The organism is Methanobrevibacter acididurans (genome assembly GCF_046197875.1).
In the GTDB taxonomy this organism is placed as follows: domain Archaea; phylum Methanobacteriota; class Methanobacteria; order Methanobacteriales; family Methanobacteriaceae; genus Methanobrevibacter_A; species Methanobrevibacter_A acididurans.
In genome coordinates this window covers 556,182-578,665 of record NZ_CP166991.1, presented here as the reverse complement: position 1 = coordinate 578,665, position 22,484 = coordinate 556,182, and the positions used below count along the sequence as shown (strand labels likewise).

The 22,484-nt window shown below is 27.4% G+C and carries 24 protein-coding genes; 8 read left to right on the top strand and 16 right to left on the bottom strand.

Going from position 1 to position 22,484, the window contains the following annotated elements; all coding sequences use genetic code 11:
- Window positions 1-29: 29 nt before the first annotated feature.
- Both uppS and ACA135_RS02945 read left to right on the top strand, forming a co-directional pair.
- The gene (gene uppS, locus ACA135_RS02950) at window positions 30-794 is read left to right on the top strand and encodes a polyprenyl diphosphate synthase (RefSeq protein ID WP_409198816.1); all 765 of its coding nucleotides are present in this window, start codon (window positions 30-32) and stop codon (window positions 792-794) included.
- Window positions 795-800: 6 nt separating this feature from the next.
- Window positions 801-1,565, top strand: coding sequence for a TatD family hydrolase (locus tag ACA135_RS02945; RefSeq protein WP_409198815.1), 765 nt, complete (start codon window positions 801-803; stop codon window positions 1,563-1,565).
- A 2-nt stretch (window positions 1,566-1,567) separates the two neighbouring features.
- Here the strand turns inward: ACA135_RS02945 and ACA135_RS02940 are convergent, their stop codons facing one another.
- Complete coding sequence (locus tag ACA135_RS02940) at window positions 1,568-2,230, bottom strand: 2,5-diamino-6-(ribosylamino)-4(3H)-pyrimidinone 5'-phosphate reductase (protein WP_409198814.1); 663 nt, start codon at window positions 2,228-2,230, stop codon at window positions 1,568-1,570.
- Window positions 2,231-2,399: 169 nt separating this feature from the next.
- On the opposite strand from ACA135_RS02940, the gene ACA135_RS02935 reads away from it, so the two are divergent.
- Window positions 2,400-2,795 (top strand): carboxymuconolactone decarboxylase family protein, encoded by a 396-nt coding sequence (locus ACA135_RS02935; protein WP_409198813.1) that lies wholly within the window; start codon window positions 2,400-2,402, stop codon window positions 2,793-2,795.
- A 78-nt stretch (window positions 2,796-2,873) separates the two neighbouring features.
- On the opposite strand, the gene feoB is transcribed toward ACA135_RS02935, so the two are convergent.
- The 3 genes from feoB to ACA135_RS02920 form a co-directional block, all read right to left on the bottom strand.
- A complete protein-coding gene (gene feoB / locus ACA135_RS02930; RefSeq protein WP_409198812.1) occupies window positions 2,874-4,898 on the bottom strand; it encodes a ferrous iron transport protein B in 2,025 nt (674 codons plus the stop codon).
- Window positions 4,899-5,045: 147 nt separating this feature from the next.
- On the bottom strand, window positions 5,046-5,411 hold the full coding sequence (locus tag ACA135_RS02925) for a ferrous iron transport protein A (RefSeq protein ID WP_409198811.1): 366 nt from the start codon (window positions 5,409-5,411) through the stop codon (window positions 5,046-5,048).
- Between the two features lie 160 nt (window positions 5,412-5,571).
- On the bottom strand, window positions 5,572-6,120 hold the full coding sequence (locus ACA135_RS02920; protein WP_409198810.1) for a DUF2115 family protein: 549 nt from the start codon (window positions 6,118-6,120) through the stop codon (window positions 5,572-5,574).
- Window positions 6,121-6,302: 182 nt separating this feature from the next.
- On the opposite strand from ACA135_RS02920, the gene comD reads away from it, so the two are divergent.
- Window positions 6,303-6,806 (top strand): sulfopyruvate decarboxylase subunit alpha, encoded by a 504-nt coding sequence (comD, locus tag ACA135_RS02915; RefSeq protein ID WP_409198809.1) that lies wholly within the window; start codon window positions 6,303-6,305, stop codon window positions 6,804-6,806.
- Window positions 6,807-6,808: 2 nt separating this feature from the next.
- Complete coding sequence (gene comE, locus ACA135_RS02910) at window positions 6,809-7,351, top strand: sulfopyruvate decarboxylase subunit beta (protein WP_409198808.1); 543 nt, start codon at window positions 6,809-6,811, stop codon at window positions 7,349-7,351.
- Here the strand turns inward: comE and comA are convergent, their stop codons facing one another.
- The 7 genes from comA to ACA135_RS02875 form a co-directional block, all read right to left on the bottom strand.
- On the bottom strand, window positions 7,352-8,122 hold the full coding sequence (gene comA, locus ACA135_RS02905; protein ID WP_409198807.1) for a phosphosulfolactate synthase: 771 nt from the start codon (window positions 8,120-8,122) through the stop codon (window positions 7,352-7,354).
- A gap of 22 nt (window positions 8,123-8,144) precedes the next feature.
- Window positions 8,145-9,401 carry a methanogenesis marker 16 metalloprotein gene (locus ACA135_RS02900; RefSeq protein ID WP_409198806.1) on the bottom strand — a complete coding sequence of 419 codons (1,257 nt, stop codon included), beginning with the start codon at window positions 9,399-9,401 and terminating at the stop codon, window positions 8,145-8,147.
- Between the two features lie 27 nt (window positions 9,402-9,428).
- Complete coding sequence (gene hdrA / locus ACA135_RS02895) at window positions 9,429-11,756, bottom strand: ferredoxin:CoB-CoM heterodisulfide reductase subunit HdrA (protein WP_409198805.1); 2,328 nt, start codon at window positions 11,754-11,756, stop codon at window positions 9,429-9,431.
- Window positions 11,756-12,706: a ferredoxin:CoB-CoM heterodisulfide reductase subunit HdrB gene (gene hdrB, locus ACA135_RS02890; protein WP_409198804.1), complete on the bottom strand. Its 951-nt coding sequence runs from the start codon at window positions 12,704-12,706 to the stop codon at window positions 11,756-11,758. Before hdrB ends, hdrA begins: the two co-directional genes overlap by 1 nt.
- On the bottom strand, window positions 12,707-13,297 hold the full coding sequence (gene hdrC / locus ACA135_RS02885; protein WP_409198803.1) for a ferredoxin:CoB-CoM heterodisulfide reductase subunit HdrC: 591 nt from the start codon (window positions 13,295-13,297) through the stop codon (window positions 12,707-12,709).
- A 409-nt stretch (window positions 13,298-13,706) separates the two neighbouring features.
- Window positions 13,707-14,447 (bottom strand): UPF0280 family protein, encoded by a 741-nt coding sequence (locus ACA135_RS02880; RefSeq protein ID WP_409198802.1) that lies wholly within the window; start codon window positions 14,445-14,447, stop codon window positions 13,707-13,709.
- Window positions 14,448-14,467: 20 nt separating this feature from the next.
- Window positions 14,468-15,130, bottom strand: a complete 663-nt coding sequence (locus tag ACA135_RS02875; protein WP_409198801.1) for a histidinol phosphate phosphatase domain-containing protein — start codon at window positions 15,128-15,130, stop codon at window positions 14,468-14,470.
- Window positions 15,131-15,246: 116 nt separating this feature from the next.
- On the opposite strand from ACA135_RS02875, the gene ACA135_RS02870 reads away from it, so the two are divergent.
- Window positions 15,247-16,155 carry a pantoate kinase gene (locus tag ACA135_RS02870; RefSeq protein WP_409198800.1) on the top strand — a complete coding sequence of 303 codons (909 nt, stop codon included), beginning with the start codon at window positions 15,247-15,249 and terminating at the stop codon, window positions 16,153-16,155.
- Window positions 16,136-16,663 (top strand): SAM-dependent methyltransferase, encoded by a 528-nt coding sequence (locus ACA135_RS02865; protein WP_409199075.1) that lies wholly within the window; start codon window positions 16,136-16,138, stop codon window positions 16,661-16,663. The genes ACA135_RS02870 and ACA135_RS02865 overlap by 20 nt, the downstream gene beginning before the upstream one ends.
- Window positions 16,664-16,674: 11 nt before the next feature.
- Here ACA135_RS02865 and thpR read toward each other — a convergent pair whose 3' ends face one another.
- The 4 genes from thpR to ACA135_RS02845 all read right to left on the bottom strand — a co-directional run bounded on the left by thpR (window position 16,675) and on the right by ACA135_RS02845 (window position 19,691).
- Window positions 16,675-17,238, bottom strand: coding sequence for an RNA 2',3'-cyclic phosphodiesterase (gene thpR, locus ACA135_RS02860; RefSeq protein WP_409198799.1), 564 nt, complete (start codon window positions 17,236-17,238; stop codon window positions 16,675-16,677).
- Window positions 17,239-17,285: 47 nt separating this feature from the next.
- Complete coding sequence (locus tag ACA135_RS02855) at window positions 17,286-18,416, bottom strand: 3-dehydroquinate synthase II (protein WP_409198798.1); 1,131 nt, start codon at window positions 18,414-18,416, stop codon at window positions 17,286-17,288.
- A gap of 23 nt (window positions 18,417-18,439) precedes the next feature.
- Window positions 18,440-19,234, bottom strand: a complete 795-nt coding sequence (locus ACA135_RS02850; protein WP_409199074.1) for a 2-amino-3,7-dideoxy-D-threo-hept-6-ulosonate synthase — start codon at window positions 19,232-19,234, stop codon at window positions 18,440-18,442.
- Between the two features lie 160 nt (window positions 19,235-19,394).
- On the bottom strand, window positions 19,395-19,691 hold the full coding sequence (locus ACA135_RS02845; protein WP_409198797.1) for a putative quinol monooxygenase: 297 nt from the start codon (window positions 19,689-19,691) through the stop codon (window positions 19,395-19,397).
- A 159-nt stretch (window positions 19,692-19,850) separates the two neighbouring features.
- Here ACA135_RS02845 and cca point away from each other — a divergent pair, with 159 nt between their 5' ends.
- Window positions 19,851-21,257: a CCA tRNA nucleotidyltransferase gene (gene cca, locus ACA135_RS02840; RefSeq protein ID WP_409198796.1), complete on the top strand. Its 1,407-nt coding sequence runs from the start codon at window positions 19,851-19,853 to the stop codon at window positions 21,255-21,257.
- A gap of 160 nt (window positions 21,258-21,417) precedes the next feature.
- On the opposite strand, the gene ACA135_RS02835 is transcribed toward cca, so the two are convergent.
- A complete protein-coding gene (locus ACA135_RS02835) occupies window positions 21,418-21,969 on the bottom strand; it encodes a hypothetical protein (protein WP_409198795.1) in 552 nt (183 codons plus the stop codon).
- Window positions 21,970-22,484 lie beyond the last annotated feature (515 nt).

The following is a 22,484-nucleotide window of genomic DNA, read 5'->3' as shown; positions in this document are numbered from 1 at the left end:
ATTAAATAAATTAAAAGGAAAACAAAAATATGGTATTTCAATTTATCTACGACATTTATGAATGGTATTTAACCAAACATTTAACACCAGAAAATATGCCTTACCACATAGCTATAATCATGGATGGAAACCGTAGATACTCTAAACTTCAAGACAATATGGATGTTACAAAAGGGCACGAAAGAGGAGTAAACACATTAGAAAAAGTCTTAGATTGGAGCATAGATCTTGGAATAAAAGTTGTAACAGTTTATGCATTTTCAACAGAAAACTTTAACCGACCAAAAGAAGAAGTGGATGGATTAATGAACCTATTTGAGATAAATTTCAAAAAATTAGTTACTCATAAAAAAATCCACAAAAATAAAGTTAGAGTAAAAGCAGTTGGAAGACTAGAATTACTACCATCAAATGTTAGAGAAGCTATTAATGAAGCAGAAGAAGCAACAAAAAATTACCATGACAGCCAACTTAACTTAGCAATAGGTTATGATGGAAGACAAGAAATAGTAGATGCAATCAAAAAAATTGTAGATGAAGTTGAAAATGGAAAAATAAATAAAGAAAATATAACCGAAGATTTAGTAAGTAAAAACTTATATACTGAAGGATTAAGTGATCCTAACCTTATAATACGAACAAGTGGAGAAGAACGATTAAGTGGATTTTTATTATGGCAATCAAGTTATAGTGAATTATATTTCTGTGATAGTTTATGGCCAGAATTACGTAAAACAGATTTTTTAAGAGCATTACGAGATTACCAAGAAAGAGATAGAAGATTTGGAGCATGAAAATATATGATAGATACACATTGCCATATAGACTTCCCAGAATATGATAAAGACAGAGACCAAGTAATAAAAAGAGCAAAAAACACATTAGATGCAGTAGTATTAAGTGGAACAAACTATGAAGCAAATATAGGTGCATTGAAATATGCCAAAGAAGAAAAAGGTTTCATATACCCAAGCTTAGGCTTCCACCCTGTAACTTCACAAAATGCAACAATAGAAGAAAGAAAATCAGTACAAAAACATATAATAGAAAACAAAAAAAACATATCTGCAATAGGCGAAGTAGGAATGGATTATTTTTTTGTAAAAGATAAAGCATTAAGACAAAAACAAAAAGAAATATTTTTAAGTTTCATTGAAATCGCAAACCAAGAACAAATCCCTTTACTGATGCATGTAAGAGATGCTGATAAAAAAGCATTAAACATAATATTAGATTATGAAGATATTCCATATGTAATCTTTCACTGTTACAGTGGAAGTTTAAAAACAGCAAGAAGGATTATGGAACATGAAAACTATTTTATGAGTTTCTCCACTATGGTTTGTTATAGTAAACAACACCAAGATTTAGCTAGCCAAATACCTATAGATCACATGCTTACTGAAACAGATAGTCCTTATTTAGCAATGACAAAAGAAGAGAGAAATGAACCATCCAATGTAAAATTAGCTGTTAAAAAAATTGCAGAACTTCAAAATATAGACATAGAAAATGTTGATAAAGTAACAACAAATAATGCAAAAAAAGTTTTTAAAATAAAGTAAAATTAAAAAAAGTTTTTTACCAAATAAATTAAAACAAGATCCCCATCTAAGATATAAGATTCCTTAAAACTTAATTTAACAGCATCATTCATTTTATCAAAACCTTCACCATCAACTAAAGTTTTAGCAAATTTACCTCCAGCAATCATTGGAGCAACACAAACTCTAATTTCATCAATTAAACCTTCATTAAACATGCTGAAATTTAAGGTAGCTCCTCCTTCAAGCATTAAACTATTAACCCCTATGTTTTTAAGATAATCCATTAATTCCATTAAATTAACTTCACCTTTTTCTCCATTTGTAACTAAAACATCTACTTTATCCGAAAGATTATTAATTTTAAAAGGATCAGCATTATTTCCAACAGCTATAATAGTTTTAGCATCAGCATTTAATATACGAGAATTTAAAGGAGTTCTAGCTTTACTATCAACAATAACTCGTATAGGATTATCTTCCTTTTTAGCAGGTACTTTATGGACAGTTAAACGTGGATCATCAACTAGAACTGTTCCAATCCCCACCATTATAGCATCCATATCACTACGTAACTTATGCACCCTTTCTAAATCTTTTTCTCCAGAAATTTCAGAACTACCTGTTTTTGTAGCAATTTTACCATCAAGAGTCATTGCAGCACTTAATATAACATAAGGTTTCATATAATATCTCCTTAAAAATAAGATTTACATTAAAATTTTTATATACTTTTAAAATAAGTTTATAATTACTACTTAATTAAAATTTACCTACTCTTAAAAAATGAAACTTTTTTTTACAATAATTATTATAGTTAATAAATGTGAATAATTTAAAAAAGGATGGATAATTATGGAAGATAGATATGAAAAAGGAATGAATGTTTTAAGAGAAATTAATAAAGAAAATATAGAAAATTTATTTGAAGATTTAGAAGATATTGCCCCAGATCTTGGAAGATTTGTAGTAGAATTTCCATATTCAGAAATATACACCCGTAAAGAAGTTGATTTAAAAACTAGAGAATTATGCACTGTAGCTGCGATAACTGCATTAGGCCATGCACAAAAAGAATTATATGATCATGTCCATGCTGCTTTAAAAGTAGGTAATAGTCCCAAAGAGATTGTTGAAATTATAATGCAAATGAGTGCTTATGCAGGATTTCCTGCAGCAATAAATGGTATGATGACTGCAAAAAAAGTATTTAAAGAATTAGATTTATTACCAATTAAAAAAGAAGAATAAATCAAAACAAAAGTGGAGAGGATATAATCATCACCCCCCCCTCTTATTTTTTATAAAAATATATTTAAACTGCTCTTTTTATCTGAAACCCAATAAAAGTCCGCCTTGATATATTACAAATGAAATAATATATGCAACTACTAATGTTACACACATACTAAATAATGGCCATTTCCAACTATGAGTTTCATTTTTCATTGTTGCAAATGTTGCTAAACATGGAGTGTATAATAGTACAAATATTAAAAATGAAAATGCAGATAATGGAGTGAAAACAGATTGTAATGCAGATATTACACCAATAGTACCTGATGCTCCAAATAAAGAAGTGAAAGTACTAACAATAACTTCTTTAGAAAATACTCCAAATATTAAAGCAATAGATGGTTGCCATTGCCCAAAACCTAAAGGTCCAAAAATTGGAGCAATAAATGTACCTATTTGTCCAGTTAAACTAGCTTTAGCACCATAACTCACACCTACAGGTAAACTACTGAAAATCCATATAACAATAGATAATACAAAAATAACAGTTCCTGCATTTTTAAGGAATACGACAATTCGTTCCCAAGTATGTATAAGAACTCCTTTAAGTGAAGGTAACTTATAAGAGGGGAGTTCCATTACAAATGGAGTAGATAAACCTTTAAATAATGTTTTCTTAAATATTAACGCTACAATAATGGCTACAATAATTCCTATTACATACAATGCAAATATAATTAAACCTTGATAAGCTGCAAAAAATGCAGCTGTTAATAATGCATAAACAGGTAATCTAGCACTACAACTCATAAAAGGAATAATAAGCATTGTTGTTAAACGATCTTTATCATTATCCAATGTACGTGTTGCCATGACTCCAGGAACACAACATCCAAAACCTAAAACCATAGGGATAAATGATTTACCATGCAAACCTACAAGTTTATGCATAACACGATCCATTACAAAAGCTGCACGTGACAAATATCCTGAATCTTCCAATAAAGATAAAACTAAAAATAATATAAATAGTAATGGTAAAAATACAAGTACTCCACCAACCCCTCCAATTATTCCATCTACTAAAAAACTAGATAAAAATGTATGACCTAATACAACATATATTTCTGCACCTAAAATGTTAAATCCATATTGAATTAAATTTTGTAATGGGGATGAAAGTGTGAAAGTTAATTCAAATGCTGCAAACATTATTCCTAGAAATATAGGAATACCAAGTATCTTATTTGTAACTACTTTATCTATCTTATCAGATGTTGTAGGTTTTTCTATAGCAGGTTTATCAACTGCTTCTTTTACTAACCCATCAATAAAACCATAACGTGCATTAGCTAAAACTTCTTCAGAGTTTTCATTAAAAACATCTTGCAAATGCTTTTTAACTTTTTTAGATGCTCTAAGAATTTCTGCTGCATTTTTTGAATTTTGCACTCTTCCCGTAATAGCTTCATCATTTTCTAATAATTTTATAGCAACCCACTTTGGCGGAATATCTGCTAATTCTGGAACTTTTTCAACTTCATTCACGATATCTTGGATATGATCTTTTAATTCATAACCATAAACTAATTTATCACTTGAATTTATCGGATTTTTACAGGTTTCAATTACTTTATCTAATAAATTTTCTATACCTACTTCATCTGTTGCTTCTATTTCAACAACTGGAACACCAAGTAATTCAGATAATTTTTTTGAATCAATTTCATATTCTTTTTTTCGGGCAAATTTATTCATGTTTAAAGCTATTACAAGGTTTGCTTCAAGTTCCATTAACTGTAATGTTAAATACATATTTCTCTCAAAATTAGATGCATCTATTACATTAATAATTAAATCACTTGATTCATCTACAATATAGTCAATAGATACTTTTTCTTCTAATGTTTTAGCACTTAAATTATAGTTTCCAGGAAGATCAACAATTTCTAATTCTAGTTTTTCTCCATTATGGATTATAATATCTGTTCCTTCACTTTTTTCTACTGTTTTTCCAGGCCAATTACCTACATGTTGATGCATACCAGTTAAGTAATTAAATACTGTGCTTTTACCAACATTAGGGTTTCCTGCAAGACCAATTCGTAGGGTTTTCATTTTAATATTTTTCCTTAGTTTATTTTATGTCTATGATAAGTGGTGAATAATTATAAAAGAAATATTTTTTATTAAAAAAAAACTTTTATTTAAAAAAATTGTCTTTAACTATTTCAAAAAAATTAGTATTTAAAATTTTAAAAAAAGTTATTTCTCTTCAGATAAGTCAACTACTATATCTTCAGCTTCTTCTTTTCTGAGGGCTATATCATATCCTTTAACTTTCACTTTTAAAGGATCCCCTAAAGGCGCAATCTCTTCTAATTTTATTTCTGCACCTTTTACAAATCCCATACTCATTAAATGACGTTTTAATTCTTTATGAGATTCATCAACATGCCCTTGATGTCCATGATTATGGAATGATATTATTTTGCCATGTTGTCCCTCTTTTAATTCATTTAATTTTTTACAATTTGGAGGATATTGAATTTTATTTTGACCATGACAATGTTCTTCATTTACATGTTCATGTTGATGTCTTTTATGATTTTTAAAATGTCTATGAGACACTTATTTCACCCTTATTTTTTTAATAAAAACAAAGTTTAGGTAATCCTAAACTTAATTATATATTATTCTATTAAAACTGATATATATAATTTTACATCAAAACCTTAAAACATGCCTAAACACTTAAAAAAAGGATTAAAAAACAATAAAAAAAATTAAATTAAGATTTTTTATGATTTAAATTTTCAGCAATACACATCTTACATACAGCATTAGGAGAATCTTCTTGAGCATCTTTCACAGGACAAAGATATTTCCCATCTTCTTCAATAACATATAAATTTCCCGGAAAAGGAGAACCTACAGGATGAATAGGTTCTTCAAGAATAAAAGTAGTATAAAAACTAATTAAAGCATAAATAAGTGGAAATTTATCATTTTCACTTCTAGAAACAGAATCCTCATCATATTGAAATTTAAATAAATTAATAGCTTCTTTAAACATAGATTTATCAATTAATCCAACATACTCCTTCCTATCTGATTCAATATCATTAACCCTAAAAATAAAAGATTTAATATAAAGAGCTTCAAACTTTTCTGCATATTCCTTTTGAATATAAACATTCTCTTCTTTCATTTGAGTACAAGCAAGCATCTGATCATACATACCAATAGTTTTGGCATACTCTTTTAAAATATTTAAAACATTATTTTTACTAATTTCAGATTGCTGACTTAATTTAATTAAATCTTTAAACATTTCCATAAAATTAATCTCCTTACTTAATAATAATTAATATCAAAGTAAATAAATATGTTTTTATTTAAATATAAAAAATTAAAAAATAATGACAAAATTAGTTTAAAAGAACAAAGGAATATATATTTACAAACACAAACTATTATTGAAAAAAAATTAGATTAAAATAATTAAAGGAGAAATAAATTTTGAGTAGTAGCCAAGCAATATATGAAGGAATAAAAGAGGCTGGAATCAATTTTATTGTAAGTGTACCATGTGTTAATTTACAAAACTTATTCAACTTAATAAAAAAAGATGAAGAAATTACATACATACCTGTACCCAGAGAAGAAGAAGGAATAGGGATACTTACAGGAGCTTATTTAGCTGGAAAAAAACCATGTATTTTAATGCAAAATAGTGGACTTGGAAATAGTGTAAATGCACTGGCATCCTTATGTCAATTATACAAAATCCCCTTATTAATGATAATAAGCCATAGAGGAACCAAAGGAGAACCAATAATAGGTCAAGTTCCTATGGGAAAAGCAACACCAAAAATTTTAGAATCATTAAACATCCCATATTATAAACCAAAAACACCTAAAAATGCAAAAGAAACTGTAAAAAAATCATGGATTAAAGCAGAAAAAGAAAAAACACAAGTTGCAATCCTTTTTGAAATTAGTTACTGGAAAGGAGATGATTAAAAATGATTAGATACAATGCAATTCAGGAAATAATGAATCATATAACTAATGAATTAATAATTTGTAACATAGGATTTCCATGTAAAGAATTATACCAAATAAAAGATAGAGAAGAAAACTTTTACATGTTAGGTTCTATGGGATTATGTTCCAGTATAGGATTAGGAATAGCATTATCCAATCCAAATAAGAAAGTTATTAGTATAGATGGAGATGGATCCATTTTAATGAATTTAGCCACACTAGTAACAATAAAAAACCAAAATCCCAAAAATTATATTTTAATAATTTTAGACAATGGAGCTTACGGTTCAACAGGAAACCAAGAAACCTATGCGAAAAATACAGATCTTTTAAAAATCATAAAAAGTATTGGATACAAAAATGCTTATGAATACGAAGAAATAGATTTCAAAAAATTATTAGAAAAAGATTACAATGAACCTGTAATAATTAGATATAAAATAGAACCTGGAAATTCAAAATCTCCAGTAATTCCATTATCTCCTGAGGAAATAAAAAATAGATTTATGGAAAAAATTTAATTATACTTTCCCCACTGTATCACCACGTAAACCTCTTCGAATAGATTCAACAGATGTAATATCAGTAGTTGAAATATTCCCTAGATTTACATTTTGACCAATATTTAAAACCAAATTAACTTGTTGATTCTTATTAGGAGCTTCCCATAGAATATTATTAACATCAATTTTATCAATAATAGAATTAACAACATCTAACTTAACTTCTCCAGTATCATCATAAATACCAATACTTTTACCGCTTTCACGACCTTCCATAATAACTAAATCTGAACCAGCATTTATTTCTTCTTTAATTGCATCAATACGTTCATCTAAAGATATGCTTTTATCTTTAGTAATATTCTTTTTACCTACTTCACTTAAAACAAAAAATCCATTATTTTTAGCTTCTTTAATAAAACTTAATTTATCATCTTCACCCATATCAATTGAACCATTACTAATTTCAATTGCATCAAAACCAATACTTTTAGATTCCTCAAAAACTTCATCAATTTTATTATTTAAACAAGCTAATTCAAATAAAGTCCCCCCTGTAAAAGTTTTTATGTTAAAAGATTGATACATTTTAACTTTATCCTTTATTAAATCTTTATCATGAAGAATAGATGTTCCCCAACCAAATTTTAACAAATCAACATATTCTCCAGAAATTTCCATAAGACTTTCTGCATTTTTTAACCCTAAACCTTTATCTAAAACCATAGTTAGACCAGAATCTCTTGGTTTACTAATTCTATCAGGTAATAAAAATTCAAATGATTTCATTTTCTCACACAACCTTTAATATTTATAACTTAAATTCATTTTTCAAGATTTTATCTTTTAATTCTAAAGCTAAATCTTTAGCTCGTTTTCTATCAGATTCACGACAAACAATAGGAATTTCAACATTATTCGAATTAATTTCTGTTTTAATACTTCCTAAATTGATTTTAAATGCTCGATTTTTACAAACATTATGACATACTCCACAACCAAAACAATACTCTAAATTTATTTTTTTATTTTTAAAAGCATTAGTTGGACAGTATTTTTTTACATCACATTCATCACAATTTAAACATTCATCTTTATTAAAAATAGGTCTTTCATCATTACCTTCAACCCAAGCTTTACTATAATCAATTTGAGCTAACGGCAAATGTCTTCCCTTAATATGAGATATTGATAATGGAATATCTTTGTCTAACAAGAAAGTATTGTTAAATATTTTTTCATCCAGAATTGGTATTGGAATTGCTACTGAATCAAATACTTCAGGACCTTCTGAAGTTTTAAATCCTCCTAAATATTTTTCACCCATATCTTTCATATTAGCTGCTAACATGAGATTAGGTTTATCTTTAGAACTTCTAGTCCCATTACCTAATATTAATCCTTCTGCCCCATTTAATAATATTTTACATCCACTTTTGATAACATTTTGCTGCGGATCATTTTGTAATGGGTTAATATCTCCACAACCACTAAATGTGTATTCTTTTAAATTTCCTTTCATAGCAGGTTGGGCAAAAATACTTGTTATACCATCTTCGTTATCAGGATTAGTGAAAGAATTATAATTTTTAAATGCATTACGTGTTCCAATCATTTCAGCAGTTGGCATATCATCAAGTGTTACTTTTTTAGTAAAAAATTCTCCATTTTCAGATTCAACTTCAACATTAATTTCCTTACCCATAACTAAATCTTTAAATAAAAATCCGCCACCATATTCGGGATTAGTTTTACTATGTTCAGTACCATAAATTATTAAATCAACTGAACCTAACCATTCATTTGGACAAGGACCCACATGACCTTCAACACCATTAAGTAATATTTTTTTAGCTTTTTTAAATGAACCCCCATCAGCAATAGGAATATGTAAAATAGCAGCAGTTCCACTCATAATTCCACAGGTTCCAGTTGTTACAACATCAACATCATCAAATGAAATCTCATCAGAATTTTTAATTTTACTTTTTAGCTCATCGGCTGTTAAAATTTTTGCTTCACCATTAACAATTTTCTCATTAATTTCTTCTTTAGTCCTATTTTTCATCCCAAAAACCTTCATTATATCTAAATTTTATTCTAAAGATCTGATTTTATTATCAAAATCTTTAAATTTATCAGCTAAACCTCTGAAATAAGGAATATAAACTCTTGCAAATTGTAATCTTTCAGGATCCATATTATTAGCAATTATATCATTTTGAATAGTATGCATCTTTCTTTCAACTTCAGAATACATTAAATCTCCTGGATATTCCCCAATAAATATTCCATCTGCCCCATTTTTCAAGGCATAAATAATATGTTTAGACATTACTCTATTTACACTATGAACCTTAATTATGCGAATACTTTCAGGATATTCAACTCTATTAACTCCAATATTATCTGCTGCAGTATAACCAATATTATCTAAAAATACAAGAATACATTTTTCATTTGAAGGTTTATTCTTAAGCATACCATAAATTGTTGCGAAAATCTTCTCATCAACATCCCCATTAACTCTTATGGATTTTCTTTTACATACTGTTAAACATTTTCCACAACCAGAACAACACATAGGATCAATGTATAATTCATCATCTACAATACTCATAGCTTTATATTTACACATGTTTATACAATCACCACAAAGATTACAAGCTTCATTATCGATTTCAGCAATAAATGGTTCAACTTCAATTCCATCATGCATTATTTCAGATACTTTGCTTGCTGCAGCATTAGCTTGCATAATACTTTCAGTGATATCTTTTGGATCTTGAGCAGTTCCACAAACATATACTCCTTTTACATCTGTTGTTACAGGTTTGATTTTAGGATGTGACTCTTTTATGAACATATCTTCAGTTAAACCAACATTTAATAATTTAGCCATATCTTTTGTTCCTTGAGACGGTTCAATTGCCGTGGACAATACTACTAAATCGGCTTCTACTTCTTTAACCTTTTTCTGTAAAGTATCTTCAACACGTATAATTAAATTATCACCACTTTTAACTACTTCACCAGGACGTCCTCTTATTAAACGTATCCCAGATTGTTGAGAATGTTTATAATACTTTTCATACATTCCAGGTGTTCGTATATCTGTATAACAAATCACTATATCTGTATCAGGATATTTATGTTTTATAATATTTGCATTTTTTAAAGCAACCATACAACAAACTTTACTACAATATTTATGTGCTCCTGGTTTATCATCTCTTGAACCTACACATTGTATCATTACAACACGTTTAGGGATCTCATTATTACTTGGTTTTAGAAGTTTACCCCTAGTAGGCCCATTAACCCCCATTATTCGACCTAATTCACTTTGAGTGATAACATCTTCATTACGAGAATAACTATATTCTGGTCTTTTATTTGGATCAAATAATTCATGACCTGTAGCTATAACCACTGATCCTACAGTAATAGGTAAATTTTCCACTTCACCATCTAAATAAATAGCATCCATTTTACACTTTTTAACACAGGCTCCACACTTTTTACAATTATCCATATCAATAGTATATGTGTCAGGATATGCTTGAGAATATGGTTTATAAATAGCTTTACGTGAAGATAAGCATTCATTAAATTCATCAGGTACTTGAACAGGACAAACTTCAGCACATTCTCCACAGCTTATACACTTATTATTATCAACATAACGAGGATTATTTTCTAGAACTATATTAAAAGTACCTGCACGTCTATTAATACTTTTTACATGAGTATTAGTTAAAATATTAACATTATCATTCTCAACTACACTTTTTATTACAGGATTCAATAGACATAAACCACATTCTTCAGCAATTTTAACTGGAGAAAATACTTTACCAATTCCAGCCATATGCCCCCCTATACTAGGTTTATCTTCAATTAAATAAACTTCATAACCTTGACGAGCTAAACTTGTAGCAGCAGATATTCCACTAATTCCAGCACCAATTACTGCAACACTATCTGGTGTTTGGCAAAGAATAGGATCTACAGGATGAGATTGTTTTACTTTCTCAATACTTGCATTAACCAAACTAACAGCTTTATCAGTAAGTTTAGTTTTAGAAGAATGAACCCAACTACATTGTTCACGTAAATTGACCATATCCATTAAATAAGGATTTAATGGTTTAATATAATCTTGAAAAGTTTTTTCATGAGAAATTGGAGAACATGCCACAATAACTACACGATCCAAATGTTTAGTAATAATATTATCACGTATAATCTTCCTACCATTTAAACTACAAAGATTAGTGTAAACTTCAATAACATTAGCATCAATCTCATCTATTAAACGATTAATATCAACTTTATCAGAAATATTACCCCCACATTTACAAATAAAAACTCCTATCCGTAAATCAGAATTACTACTATGATTTAATGATTCCACAACCATTATTCTACCTCCCGAGGAATTTCTTCAAAATTTTTAAGAACCTGATTTAAATTTACACTATGAGTTTGTATACCTGCAACAGTATAAGGATCAGCACCCATAGATAAAGCTATAAGTTGACTAATATTCATATGATAAATACCAATTTTTTCCCCAATTTGTTTTTCTATAACGGGTTGATAACGATCATATTGAATTTGACAATTTGGACACATATGTAGTAAAATGTCCACACCCTCATCTTTTAAGGATAATAATTTTTCTTTAGTTACTTCTAAAGAATAATCCCTATTTACAAATCTTTGGCGAAACCCATTCCCACAAGTTAATCTTTTATGATCATACCATTTTAGAGTATCAATCCCACAGGTTTTAGCTAGTTCATCTAGTAACATTGGATTTCTAACTCCATCAATTGTATCTTCATATTGAACTTTGCAATAATGACACGCATGGTGAGTTGCAACTTTTAATCCTTTTAATTGATATTTTAACAGCTTATTAATTTTTTCTCGATTATTATAAAATATTTCAACAACATGAAAAATATTATCCCTAGAATCCATATCGCCTTCAGAGTAAGTTTTATCATTTAAACCAGATTTAATAAATATTTCATTTACATGATTTCTTACTTCTTTATTATTATTTAATAAATCTGCAGATTTTTTATTAATAGCATAACATGTAGAACACATCATAGCTAAATTTCCATGATTTAAAGACTTTGCTAAATTAAAATTACGTGCTGCAACTACAGTAGTATCTAATTCATCAAAAACATCACTATAGTGCCCTAATCCAGTGCAACAAGTTTGTTCAGGAGATATTATATAGTCAATGCCTAACTTATCAAATATGTATTTAGTTGATGATTCAATACCTGGATATTCTACATTTACCATACATGATTTAAAAAGTAAAAATTTTCCATTAGGAATAGATTTCATTTAATCATCACCCTTTTTGATTTTTTTTAGGCGTTTATCAAATCCTGAATTCATAAGTAATAAATTTATTTCTTTTACTGTCTTTTTTGGAGGATTTAATTTTCCTAAACCTAATTTTTCGCGTATTGGAATTAAATTTTTTTTAAAATCCACCCATTCAGGACCAAAATCTTTAGCTAAATCTTTTACGAAATTTTTAGGAATACCACCCATAGCCTGATTTATAAAGACTTCACCATAATTGTAGAAGGGTTTTAATTTTTTATTAGTTTTCCCTTCATCAAAGGCTATTTGTTTTAATACTTGATTAACTTCACATGCACTATTACCTACTGGACAAATACTGTGGCAGGTATAGCAATAAAAACAATTCCATAAGTTTTCATCTTCTAATACTGTTTCATCACCTTCTAAAACTCGTTCGATCATGTTTCTAGGGTTATACTCACTATGTCTAGCTGCTGGACAAACACTAGTACACATACCACATTGAACACATCTTAATAATCCAATATCTTTTGAGGATTTGGGATTATGAATTATTTTTTCGGCAAGTTCTAAAGGGTTTTCATTTATTTTTTCTTTACTCATACCTTTACATCCAATTTTTTTAAAAAATGTTTAAATTTATTTAATCTTAATTAATATTTTATTATAAAAATATAATATATAAGGTTTTTCATTATTATATAAAAATACCCCTAATTTAGTTCAATTTATAAAATAAAAATTATACATAATTTAATAAAATGATAAAATAATTAATCAACATTAAATTTTTATTAGTTCATAAAACAAAAAATTTAAATAAAAAAAGTAAATAAAAAAATATAAAAATTTAAATAAAGACATAAAAACAATCCAAATAGGAAAATTAACATTAAAAAACTATAAAACAAAAAAAGAATTAAAATTAAATAAAAAAAGATAAAATAAAAAAGATAAGAATAGAACTAATAAGCTTACATCTAAAAAATCAATTTTCAAGAAATAAAAGAAATCAGTCAATTTCCTCAAAATTATTAATTTCCAAAGAAGGATTAAGCTTAACAATTTCAGGTAAATTCCCAATAGTACCAACAGTATCATTAACAATGATTAAAGCAGATTTAAAATAGTTATTTAAATTATCAGCAAATTCTAAACCATTATTAACAGAGGTTTCATCATCTACCCCCAAAACATGATTACCAATACTAGTTGCTAAAGCATCAGCAAATAAAGTATCATCAGCAATAACAGTTACAACATCAGACTTACCCAAACTTGTAGAAAAACCAACAGTGGCAGACGAAGAGCAAATTCCTAATTTTTCACCAGCTAAAAACTTAAAACCTAATTTACCTGATAACGAAGATTTACCTGCATAAATTCCACAAATAAAATCTTTATCTGTAACAAAACTAATATCCCCACCATTATCAACAATTGAATATTTACTACCACAACTTATTAAGTAATCTCTAGAAAATTCAGCAATAGTTCCAGCCAAACAAGCAGTAGGTCCAACACCAGCAACTGAACTTGCATCACACATCCTTTTAATAATATTCGGAGCACTATCATCTACAATAACTGGCTCGAAACTACCGCTAAAAATAGGATGACGCTTCATATAATCTTTAATAGTACTTCGGATATTAAAAATATAATCATTTAAATTATGAAATGAAATATCTGTTACTAAGTTAATTTTAGTTTCTTCAACACTTAGTTTAGATTTAAAAGTATTAGAATTCATAAAAAAAGTAAAAAAATAGTTTATCTTAATCTTCTATTTAAAATTTTATGAGGATTATCAATCAAAGCTTTCATAGCTTGAGAATCAGACAAACCAGCACCAAGAGCAATACGATAAGCCTGTTTAAAGCTAATTAAATCATCAGGATCATGACAATCTGTATCGATTACAAGATCTGCACCAATTTCAGTTGCAATTTTAGCTACATGACCATTAGCTAAACAATGTCCTTTACGAGCTGTAATTTCTAAAGCTATATCATTTTCTTTAGCAAGAATAACTTCTTCTTTATTAATTAAACCTGGATGTGCTAATATATCTATATCTGATTGAACAGCAGCATGATTTGTCCCTTCTATTACAGGTTCTGCCAAAGTTTCACCATGAACAACAACAATTTTTGCACCTAATTCTCTACAACGTATAGACAATTCACCAATTGATTCAGCAGGAACATGAGTTATTTCCGCACCTAAAACCACATTTATATCCCATTTACTATTAACATCATCAATTGCACCCATTAGCTCAGGTAAATTTTCTACATTAGAATAGTCAACATGATCAGTAATCGCTATTGTTTCATGCCCTAAAACATCTGCTCTTCTAGCTAATTCACTAGGTAATAATTCACCATCACTAAATAAACTGTGCATATGCAAATCAATTCTTTTATATGCCAAATCAATAATCTCCTTCAAAATTAATAGTTATAATTAAATATTATCTTTGTTATATTTTTATATATTATATTAAATATTTAAGGGTTCATATTTTAAAAAAATCTTTAGTGATAAAAATGAAAAAAGTTAATGTATTTGTACCTTCACATATAACAGGATTTTTTAGTATACAAGAAGCAACAACACCTTTACAAACCGGATCTAAAGGTGCAGGAATATTATTAAATCGAGGAGTAACAACTTCTATTCAGAAAAATCCAAATAATGAGGAAACTAATATAAGTATTAATGCTGATTCTAATCCAGAAAAAGAAGCAATAATCCGTAAAACAATAGAATTAATGAAAAGTGAATTCAACTTTAAAGATAATTTCACAATTAATCAAAACATTAATGTTCCTGTCGGTTGTGGATTTGGAACAAGTGGAGCTTCTGCATTGAGTACTAGTTTAGCACTTACTAAATTACTCAAACTTCCAATATCCCCAATTAAAGCAGGACAATATGCACATCTTGTTGAAGTAAGTCTTGGAACTGGTCTTGGTGATGTATTAGCTGAAATGGAAAAAGGTTTAGTATTCAGAATAAAACCTGGAGCCCCCGGTTACGGAGAGTGTGAAGTTATAAATACAGATAACGAATTATACATTATAACAAAATCTTTAGGCAGTATAAAAACAAAAAACATTATAACAAACAGTAAACAAAAAGAAAAAATTACTAAAATAGGTTCCAATATGGAGGAAAAATTCTTAAAACTTCCAAGCATTAGAACATTCTTAAAATATTCTTATCAATTTTCTGAAGAAACAGAATTACTGAATCCTAAAGTAAAAAAGATAATAGAAGATTTAAATACTAAAACATTTGGTGCAAGTATGGCAATGTTAGGAAATACCGCTTTTGCAATAACTGACGATATATCTGAAATAGATCCAGAAGAATATACCATATCTAAGTTATATAATGATGGAATAAAATATTTAGAAAAAGGAAAAGTTGTTAATGATCAAAATTACTTATAAAATGAAGTCATACCGAGAAAACCTAAAAGATATTATACAACCAGATGATACTATTATTGAATTAGGATGTCACGTGGGAAAATCAAGCCAATTTATGTTAAATAGAATCCCTAATGGGAATTTAATTGCATTAGATAATAGTCCAGAAGCTAAATCTAAAATGGATAAGTTATCATTTGAATATAAAAATTTAAGTTTTTTAAATAGTGATGTTCGTTTACATGAAAGTTTAAAAAAAGTTAAAGAAAAAATAGATAAATGTGATATTTTAAGTGTTGATCTTGGAGGAGGTTATCACCCAGATACAACATTTAAAGTTTATTATATTTGGTCTTCCACATTTAAACCTAGAGATAGTATTATACGAAATAGAGGTTTAATTGATTTTATAAATACTGCTACCAGTAATGAGGATATGCATTCTGAAAACGGCTTCCTTGATAGTTGTGGAGATATGGGAATTCCCCCACAAATTAAAGAGTTTAAATTGTGGAGTGAAAAAATTTAACTTAATAAAAATTATTCATTTAATTTAAATACTTTTAAATCTTCATAAATTGGACCTTTAGAAGTTAATGTACTCTTTTTTAAATGTAAATTTTTCACTTTCATTTCACCAATTAAAACTTCATTATTTTCTTTTAACACTTTTTGAACTTGTTTTTTATTTTTAGGATTTTTCATGCGCCCAATAGTTAAATGACTAATATAATTTTTCTCTTTTTTAAATCCTAATTTATTAAATTCAGTATCTAATTTTTGTTCTAATAATTCTAAATCAGAACTTTCATTTATACCTACCCAGATAACTTTTATATGATTTGAATTTGGAAATGTACCTAATCCTTCTAATCTTATGTTGAATTGTTTGAAATTTTTAATTACTTTATTTGTTGCAATCTCTATTTTTTTCAACATGTCTTCTGATACATCCCCAAAAAATTTAAGTGTTAAATGTATATTTTCTGTTGATACATACTTTATATTAGTATCTGTTTTTTTAAATTCTTTAATTAAATTATTAATTAATGGTTTTAAATTTGGCTCTATTTCTATTGCTAAAAAACTTCTAACTCCACTCATAAATATCACTTCTAAAAAAAAGATAAAATATAAAATGTTTTTTATATCTATTTTTCAATTATAGTTTCATTTATTGCCATTCCAAAATGTCTCGCATTTTCATCAATAAAAACTTTTACTTTATCCCCCTGGTTTAAATTTGATACACTTACAGCCTCCCCATTATTTGATACTATCCGAATTGTTTCAGCATTTTGTAAAAGGGATTTAATTTTTATATCTTCATATTCTGCTTCTATTAATAGTAAAGGTCTTTTTTCAATTTTACATCTTCCAACAATAGTGGGTCTAGTGGTGCCATCTTTGTTTACAATTAAAACTTCATCTCCAGCTTCTAATTCTGCTAGATATCTTGTTTTGTTTCCAGGGACCATAACATAAGCTTGTACAGGGCCAGCATTAACACGGAATGGTCTTGATGCTACATATTCACTTTCTAATGATTCACTATGAACTAAAAACATTGCTTTACTATAGGAACCTATAAGCATTCCTTCACCTGGAACCATCATGGAAGTTGTATCAATACAAACTCTATCTCCTGTTCCTAAAGGTTTTACATTTGTTATGGTTGCTTCTTTCAAATTATATTTTTCATGTGATAAGTTTTCGATTAAATCAGCAATTTTTTTTATTTGTGCAAAATCTTTAGGTTCAAATATTACTCCATCAGTTCCAATTTCTAAAGTTTCTAAAGCTAGTTTTGCTTCATTTTCATCAGTAACTGCTGCAATAATTTTAACATTTTCAGATTGTAAATCTGCTAGAATATTTTCTAATGGTATGACTGTCCAATCTTTTCCAACTAATATTAAGTAATCTACAGTTTTACCTAATTTTCTAGCTAAATGTTCATGCTCTTTATCAATTATTTCTATATAAGCTGCAACAGACTGTCCTAAGTTTTTATGTTCTTTTGCATCTTTTAAATCTTTGGATTTTTCTAAATTTTTGGATAAAGGTAGAGTGTTGTCTCCTTCACCATTTATTCCAATTAAATATATTTCCGCTTCTGGATTGTTAGAGATTATGTTTGTATTTGCTAATTTTTTGATGTTTTTGATTTCGTCTTCTTTAGCCATTATGTGATTTATTCCAGATTCCAATGAGGTTGTGATTAAATCTTTTTTATCATCCCAATTTTTATTAGGTGACATTATCCATGCGAATTTTTCCATAAAAATTACCTTTATTTAATTATTTATTTTAATAATTCTAATGCGTCATCCACATCCATTTTGTTATGGACTACTTCTGAAATTGCTTTTGTTATTTTTCCAGGGTTTTCTGCTTGGAAAATATTTCTTCCAAATGCTACTCCGGCTCCCCCTACTTCAACTGATTCTTTAGCCATTTGTAATAATTCTCTATCTGTATCAACTTTTGGACCTCCTGCTATTACAACTGGTACTAATGCTCCTTCTACCACTTCTTCAAAACTTGCTGGATCACCGGTGTAATTTGTTTTTACAATGTCCACACCTAATTCACTTCCCACACGTGCTGCATGTTTTACCATGTTTACATCTGTTTCAGATTTGATTTTTTGTCCTCTTGGGTACATCATTGCTAATAATGGTATTCCCCATTGGCTGCAAGTTTCTGATATTTCCCCTAATTCTTTTAACATTTCAGGTTCTTTTTCAGACCCTATATTTACATGTATACTTACTGCATCTGCACCGAGTTGTATTGCTTTTTCTACACTAGTTACTGTTACTTTATTGTTAGGATCTGGACTTAAGCTTGTACTAGCAGATAAATGTATTATTAATCCTAAATCATTTCCATACCCTCTATGTCCTTGTTCTACAATCCCTTTATGCATAAGAACTGCATTTGCTCCTCCACGAGATATTTGTTCTATGGTTTTATCCATATCAACTATTCCTTTTATTGGCCCAGATGATACCCCATGGTCCATTGGAGCTATTACGGTTTTTTTTGTTTTTCTGTCTATTATTCTTTCTAATCGAATTTTTTTACCTATCATGATTAAAACTCCTTAATTGCTGTAAATTTTTAATAAAGTTTACTTATATATAAAATTAATTAATCTTTAAAAGTATATAAATTTAATGTACAAATAAAAACTATAATGTATTTTTTTGTACAATTATTATTGGTTGTTAAAAAAAAGAAAAAGAGTAGCAAAGCTACTCATATAAATTAACAGACTCAGCATTAAAAATTTTAATATCCATATCTTTAGAAAAAGCCTTAATATTAGTATCGAAAGCTTTAAAATGTTTTGAAGTAAGATGTTTATTCAAACCATCCATATCTTCCCATTTTTCAATAAAAAGATAGGTTCCATCTTCAACATCCTTATCGAAATTATATTCAATATTCGCAGCTTCTTTACGGGTTTCTTCAACCAAAGTTAGTGCTTCTTCAATAATTTCCTTATCTTTTCCGTTTACAGGGATTAATTTTGCAAATACGAGTAACATATACTTAACTCCTAAAATATTAAAATACTTTAATTCAATGTATATTAATTAACATTTATAAACTTTTAGTAAAATAGAATAACATCCAAAATTTTTTTAAATAGCACAAATAAAGATAATATAATACAAAAAAGATTCTAAAATAAAAGGGAAAAATACATGAATTATAAAACAATCTTAAATGAAATACAACCTACTACTAAGGAAAAAGAACAAATACATACACTAAGTAACAACTTAATAAAATACTTAAATAGAATATTAAAAGAACAAAATATTAATGCAGAGGCATTACTTGTAGGATCAGTTGCAAAAAATACATTTTTAAGAGGGAAATCTGATATAGATATTTTTATAAATTTCCCCCTCTCAACACCAATGGATCAATTAAAAGAATTAGGGCTTAAATTAGGATATCAATGTAGTGAAGAATTTAATGGAAAAGCAGAAGAACATTACGCATCCCATCCATACCTCACAAGTTGTATTGATGGTTATGATATCGATTTTGTTCCTTGTTATAAAATTAAATCCGCAAAACAATTAAAATCCGCAGTAGATAGAACATTACTCCATACTAAATATATAACTTCTCATTTAAAAGAAGAACAAAAAAGTGAAGTTTTACTTTTAAAAAAATTCATGAGCGAAATAAAAACTTATGGATCTGAATTTAAGGTCGGGGGATTTGCAGGGTATCTTTGTGAGTTACTCATTCTCAAATATGGAACCTTTGAAAAATTATTAGAAAATGCACAAAATTGGAATTATGGGATAATTATAGACCTCGAAGATTATGGGACTGGAAAAAATTTTAATGATCCCCTAATAACAATAGATCCAACTGATGAAAATAGGAATGTTGGAGCAGCATTAAGATTAGAAAAAATGGTAGATTTTATAATCGCTTCACGAAATTTTTTAGATGAAACTAATAATGACAAAAAATCAGATTACTTCAAACCATTAAATAAAAAACAAAAAATAAGCACTTCTGAAATATTAAAAAAATTCAAAGATCGTGAAACACATACACTTTTGTTAAAATTTGAAATACCAGAAATCCCTCCAGATAGTTTACATCCCCAATTAAATAAAACTATGGAATCTATTACTGAAAAATTAGAAACAAAAGATTTCAGTATTTTTAAAAGTGATTATTGGACTGATGAAAATAAATTAGCAATTTTTATTTTTGAGTTAAATGTTTACAAGCAAAGTAAATATATTATACATGAAGGACCTAAAATTTGGAGTAAAAAATCCTGTGATAACTTTAAAAATTATCGTGGGGATAAACTGTATAGTATTGATGATTTATTAGTATTAACTAAAGAAAGAAAGTTTAAAACACCAGAATCTTATATTAATTATATTTTAACTAATGAAAATATTCATAATATTAAAATTGGTAAAAATTTAAAAGATTTAATCATTGCCACTTATGATTTAGATTTAATTGAAAATTTCTTATCTAATAAAAATTTTGAAAATTATTCTTTTAAAAAAGATTTTTTAAACTTTTTAGATGATTTTATTTATCCTAAACAGTATGTAAAAAGATAAAAAAAGTAAATTGATAAATAAGGGACTTGACTTTTTACCCTTATATGATTTTATTATTACATCACCACCAATATTTTTTACTTTTTTTAAATTTTAAATGTAATGCCAAATTTTTTGGATTACCTTGGTGAATTTAATATCTTTTTTTACATATTTTCCTTTAATCATAATCTTCATCCTCCTTAAAATCTCTACTGGTTTTATTAGTGAAATTAGTTGAATTTCGATTTTTTTCATCAATTATTTTAGGCAAATGCGAATGATTATTAATATGATTATTTAATTCAATTTGTTTACCTAAAATTTCTGATTCATTGAATTTGTCAGGATTTTTCATTTCTTTATGTATCATTAAATGATTATTTATGATTGTTAATTCGTTTACTCTGAAATGTGTATCGTTTAATGAATCGATTATTGTGTTTGAAAAGTTTGATTTTTGGAAACTTTGATTGTGTGCAAATATACTTTCTGAATTATTATTTGGTGATTTATTTAATATTAATGGACTTATATTATTTGGTGTTTTATTAATTAAACTTGAATTCAGATGTTCTCGTGTATCATTTACATGATATGTGGTGTTGTTTATTAAATTATTTTTTGTATTCGGTTCTATTGGTATATGGTGGGGATGAATATTAGTAATTTGTGTAGTGGTATTATTATGTATACTAATTTCATTTTCAGGTGTTGCACATGTTACTTGCATTGCAATTGATAGAGTTATTAAAATTATTAATATTTCTATTAGTAAAATTTTTCTGTCATATGTTATGCCTCCTAAACTAATATCCTTTTTAGTTTATTTTTTTTGGCGATATAATTGAAAAATTTTAGATTATATTTTTTCTAAAAATTTTCAATTCTAAATTTTAGAAGTTAAAAAAATTTTGTTTAATTTTTAACTCCAAGAAATAGATAGGTGCTTTCAAGTATATAAAAATATAGTTATTTTTAATAAAATATTAATAAAAAAATTGAACAAAATATAATTATAAATAATCTTTTAGAATGAAACTAAACCAAACACCAAGATAAATATCTTAAAATTCAGACATAATAAAATATTTTAACACAGCAGTTAAAATAAAAAGTTAAATAAAACAAAATTAAAGAATAAACAAACCTACAACATTAAATAATAGTATTTAACACTAAAACAAGCACATAAACTATAAAAATAAATTAAAAAAGTTAAGAAAAAAATAATTTCCAAAATAAAAG

Excerpts from the sequence above, each read along its gene's own strand:
- uppS (WP_409198816.1), top strand. The coding sequence starts at position 30 with ATGGTATTTCAATTTATCTACGACATTTATGAATGGTATTTAACCAAA.
- ACA135_RS02855 (WP_409198798.1), bottom strand. The coding sequence starts at position 18,416 with ATGGAAAAATTCGCATGGATAATGTCACCTAATAAAAATTGGGATGAT.
- ACA135_RS02845 (WP_409198797.1), bottom strand. The coding sequence starts at position 19,691 with ATGTTACTCGTATTTGCAAAATTAATCCCTGTAAACGGAAAAGATAAG.
- comE (WP_409198808.1), top strand. The coding sequence starts at position 6,809 with ATGATTAGATACAATGCAATTCAGGAAATAATGAATCATATAACTAAT.
- ACA135_RS02940 (WP_409198814.1), bottom strand. The coding sequence starts at position 2,230 with ATGAAACCTTATGTTATATTAAGTGCTGCAATGACTCTTGATGGTAAA.
- hdrC (WP_409198803.1), bottom strand. The coding sequence starts at position 13,297 with ATGAGTAAAGAAAAAATAAATGAAAACCCTTTAGAACTTGCCGAAAAA.
- ACA135_RS02900 (WP_409198806.1), bottom strand. The coding sequence starts at position 9,401 with ATGAAAAATAGGACTAAAGAAGAAATTAATGAGAAAATTGTTAATGGT.
- ACA135_RS02935 (WP_409198813.1), top strand. The coding sequence starts at position 2,400 with ATGGAAGATAGATATGAAAAAGGAATGAATGTTTTAAGAGAAATTAAT.
- hdrB (WP_409198804.1), bottom strand. The coding sequence starts at position 12,706 with ATGAAATCTATTCCTAATGGAAAATTTTTACTTTTTAAATCATGTATG.
- ACA135_RS02880 (WP_409198802.1), bottom strand. The coding sequence starts at position 14,447 with ATGAATTCTAATACTTTTAAATCTAAACTAAGTGTTGAAGAAACTAAA.
- hdrA (WP_409198805.1), bottom strand. The coding sequence starts at position 11,756 with ATGGTTGTGGAATCATTAAATCATAGTAGTAATTCTGATTTACGGATA.
- ACA135_RS02920 (WP_409198810.1), bottom strand. The coding sequence starts at position 6,120 with ATGGAAATGTTTAAAGATTTAATTAAATTAAGTCAGCAATCTGAAATT.
- comA (WP_409198807.1), bottom strand. The coding sequence starts at position 8,122 with ATGAAATCATTTGAATTTTTATTACCTGATAGAATTAGTAAACCAAGA.
- ACA135_RS02945 (WP_409198815.1), top strand. The coding sequence starts at position 801 with ATGATAGATACACATTGCCATATAGACTTCCCAGAATATGATAAAGAC.
- ACA135_RS02865 (WP_409199075.1), top strand. The coding sequence starts at position 16,136 with ATGATCAAAATTACTTATAAAATGAAGTCATACCGAGAAAACCTAAAA.
- ACA135_RS02835 (WP_409198795.1), bottom strand. The coding sequence starts at position 21,969 with ATGCAAGTAACATGTGCAACACCTGAAAATGAAATTAGTATACATAAT.
- feoB (WP_409198812.1), bottom strand. The coding sequence starts at position 4,898 with ATGAAAACCCTACGAATTGGTCTTGCAGGAAACCCTAATGTTGGTAAA.
- ACA135_RS02870 (WP_409198800.1), top strand. The coding sequence starts at position 15,247 with ATGAAAAAAGTTAATGTATTTGTACCTTCACATATAACAGGATTTTTT.
- thpR (WP_409198799.1), bottom strand. The coding sequence starts at position 17,238 with ATGAGTGGAGTTAGAAGTTTTTTAGCAATAGAAATAGAGCCAAATTTA.
- cca (WP_409198796.1), top strand. The coding sequence starts at position 19,851 with ATGAATTATAAAACAATCTTAAATGAAATACAACCTACTACTAAGGAA.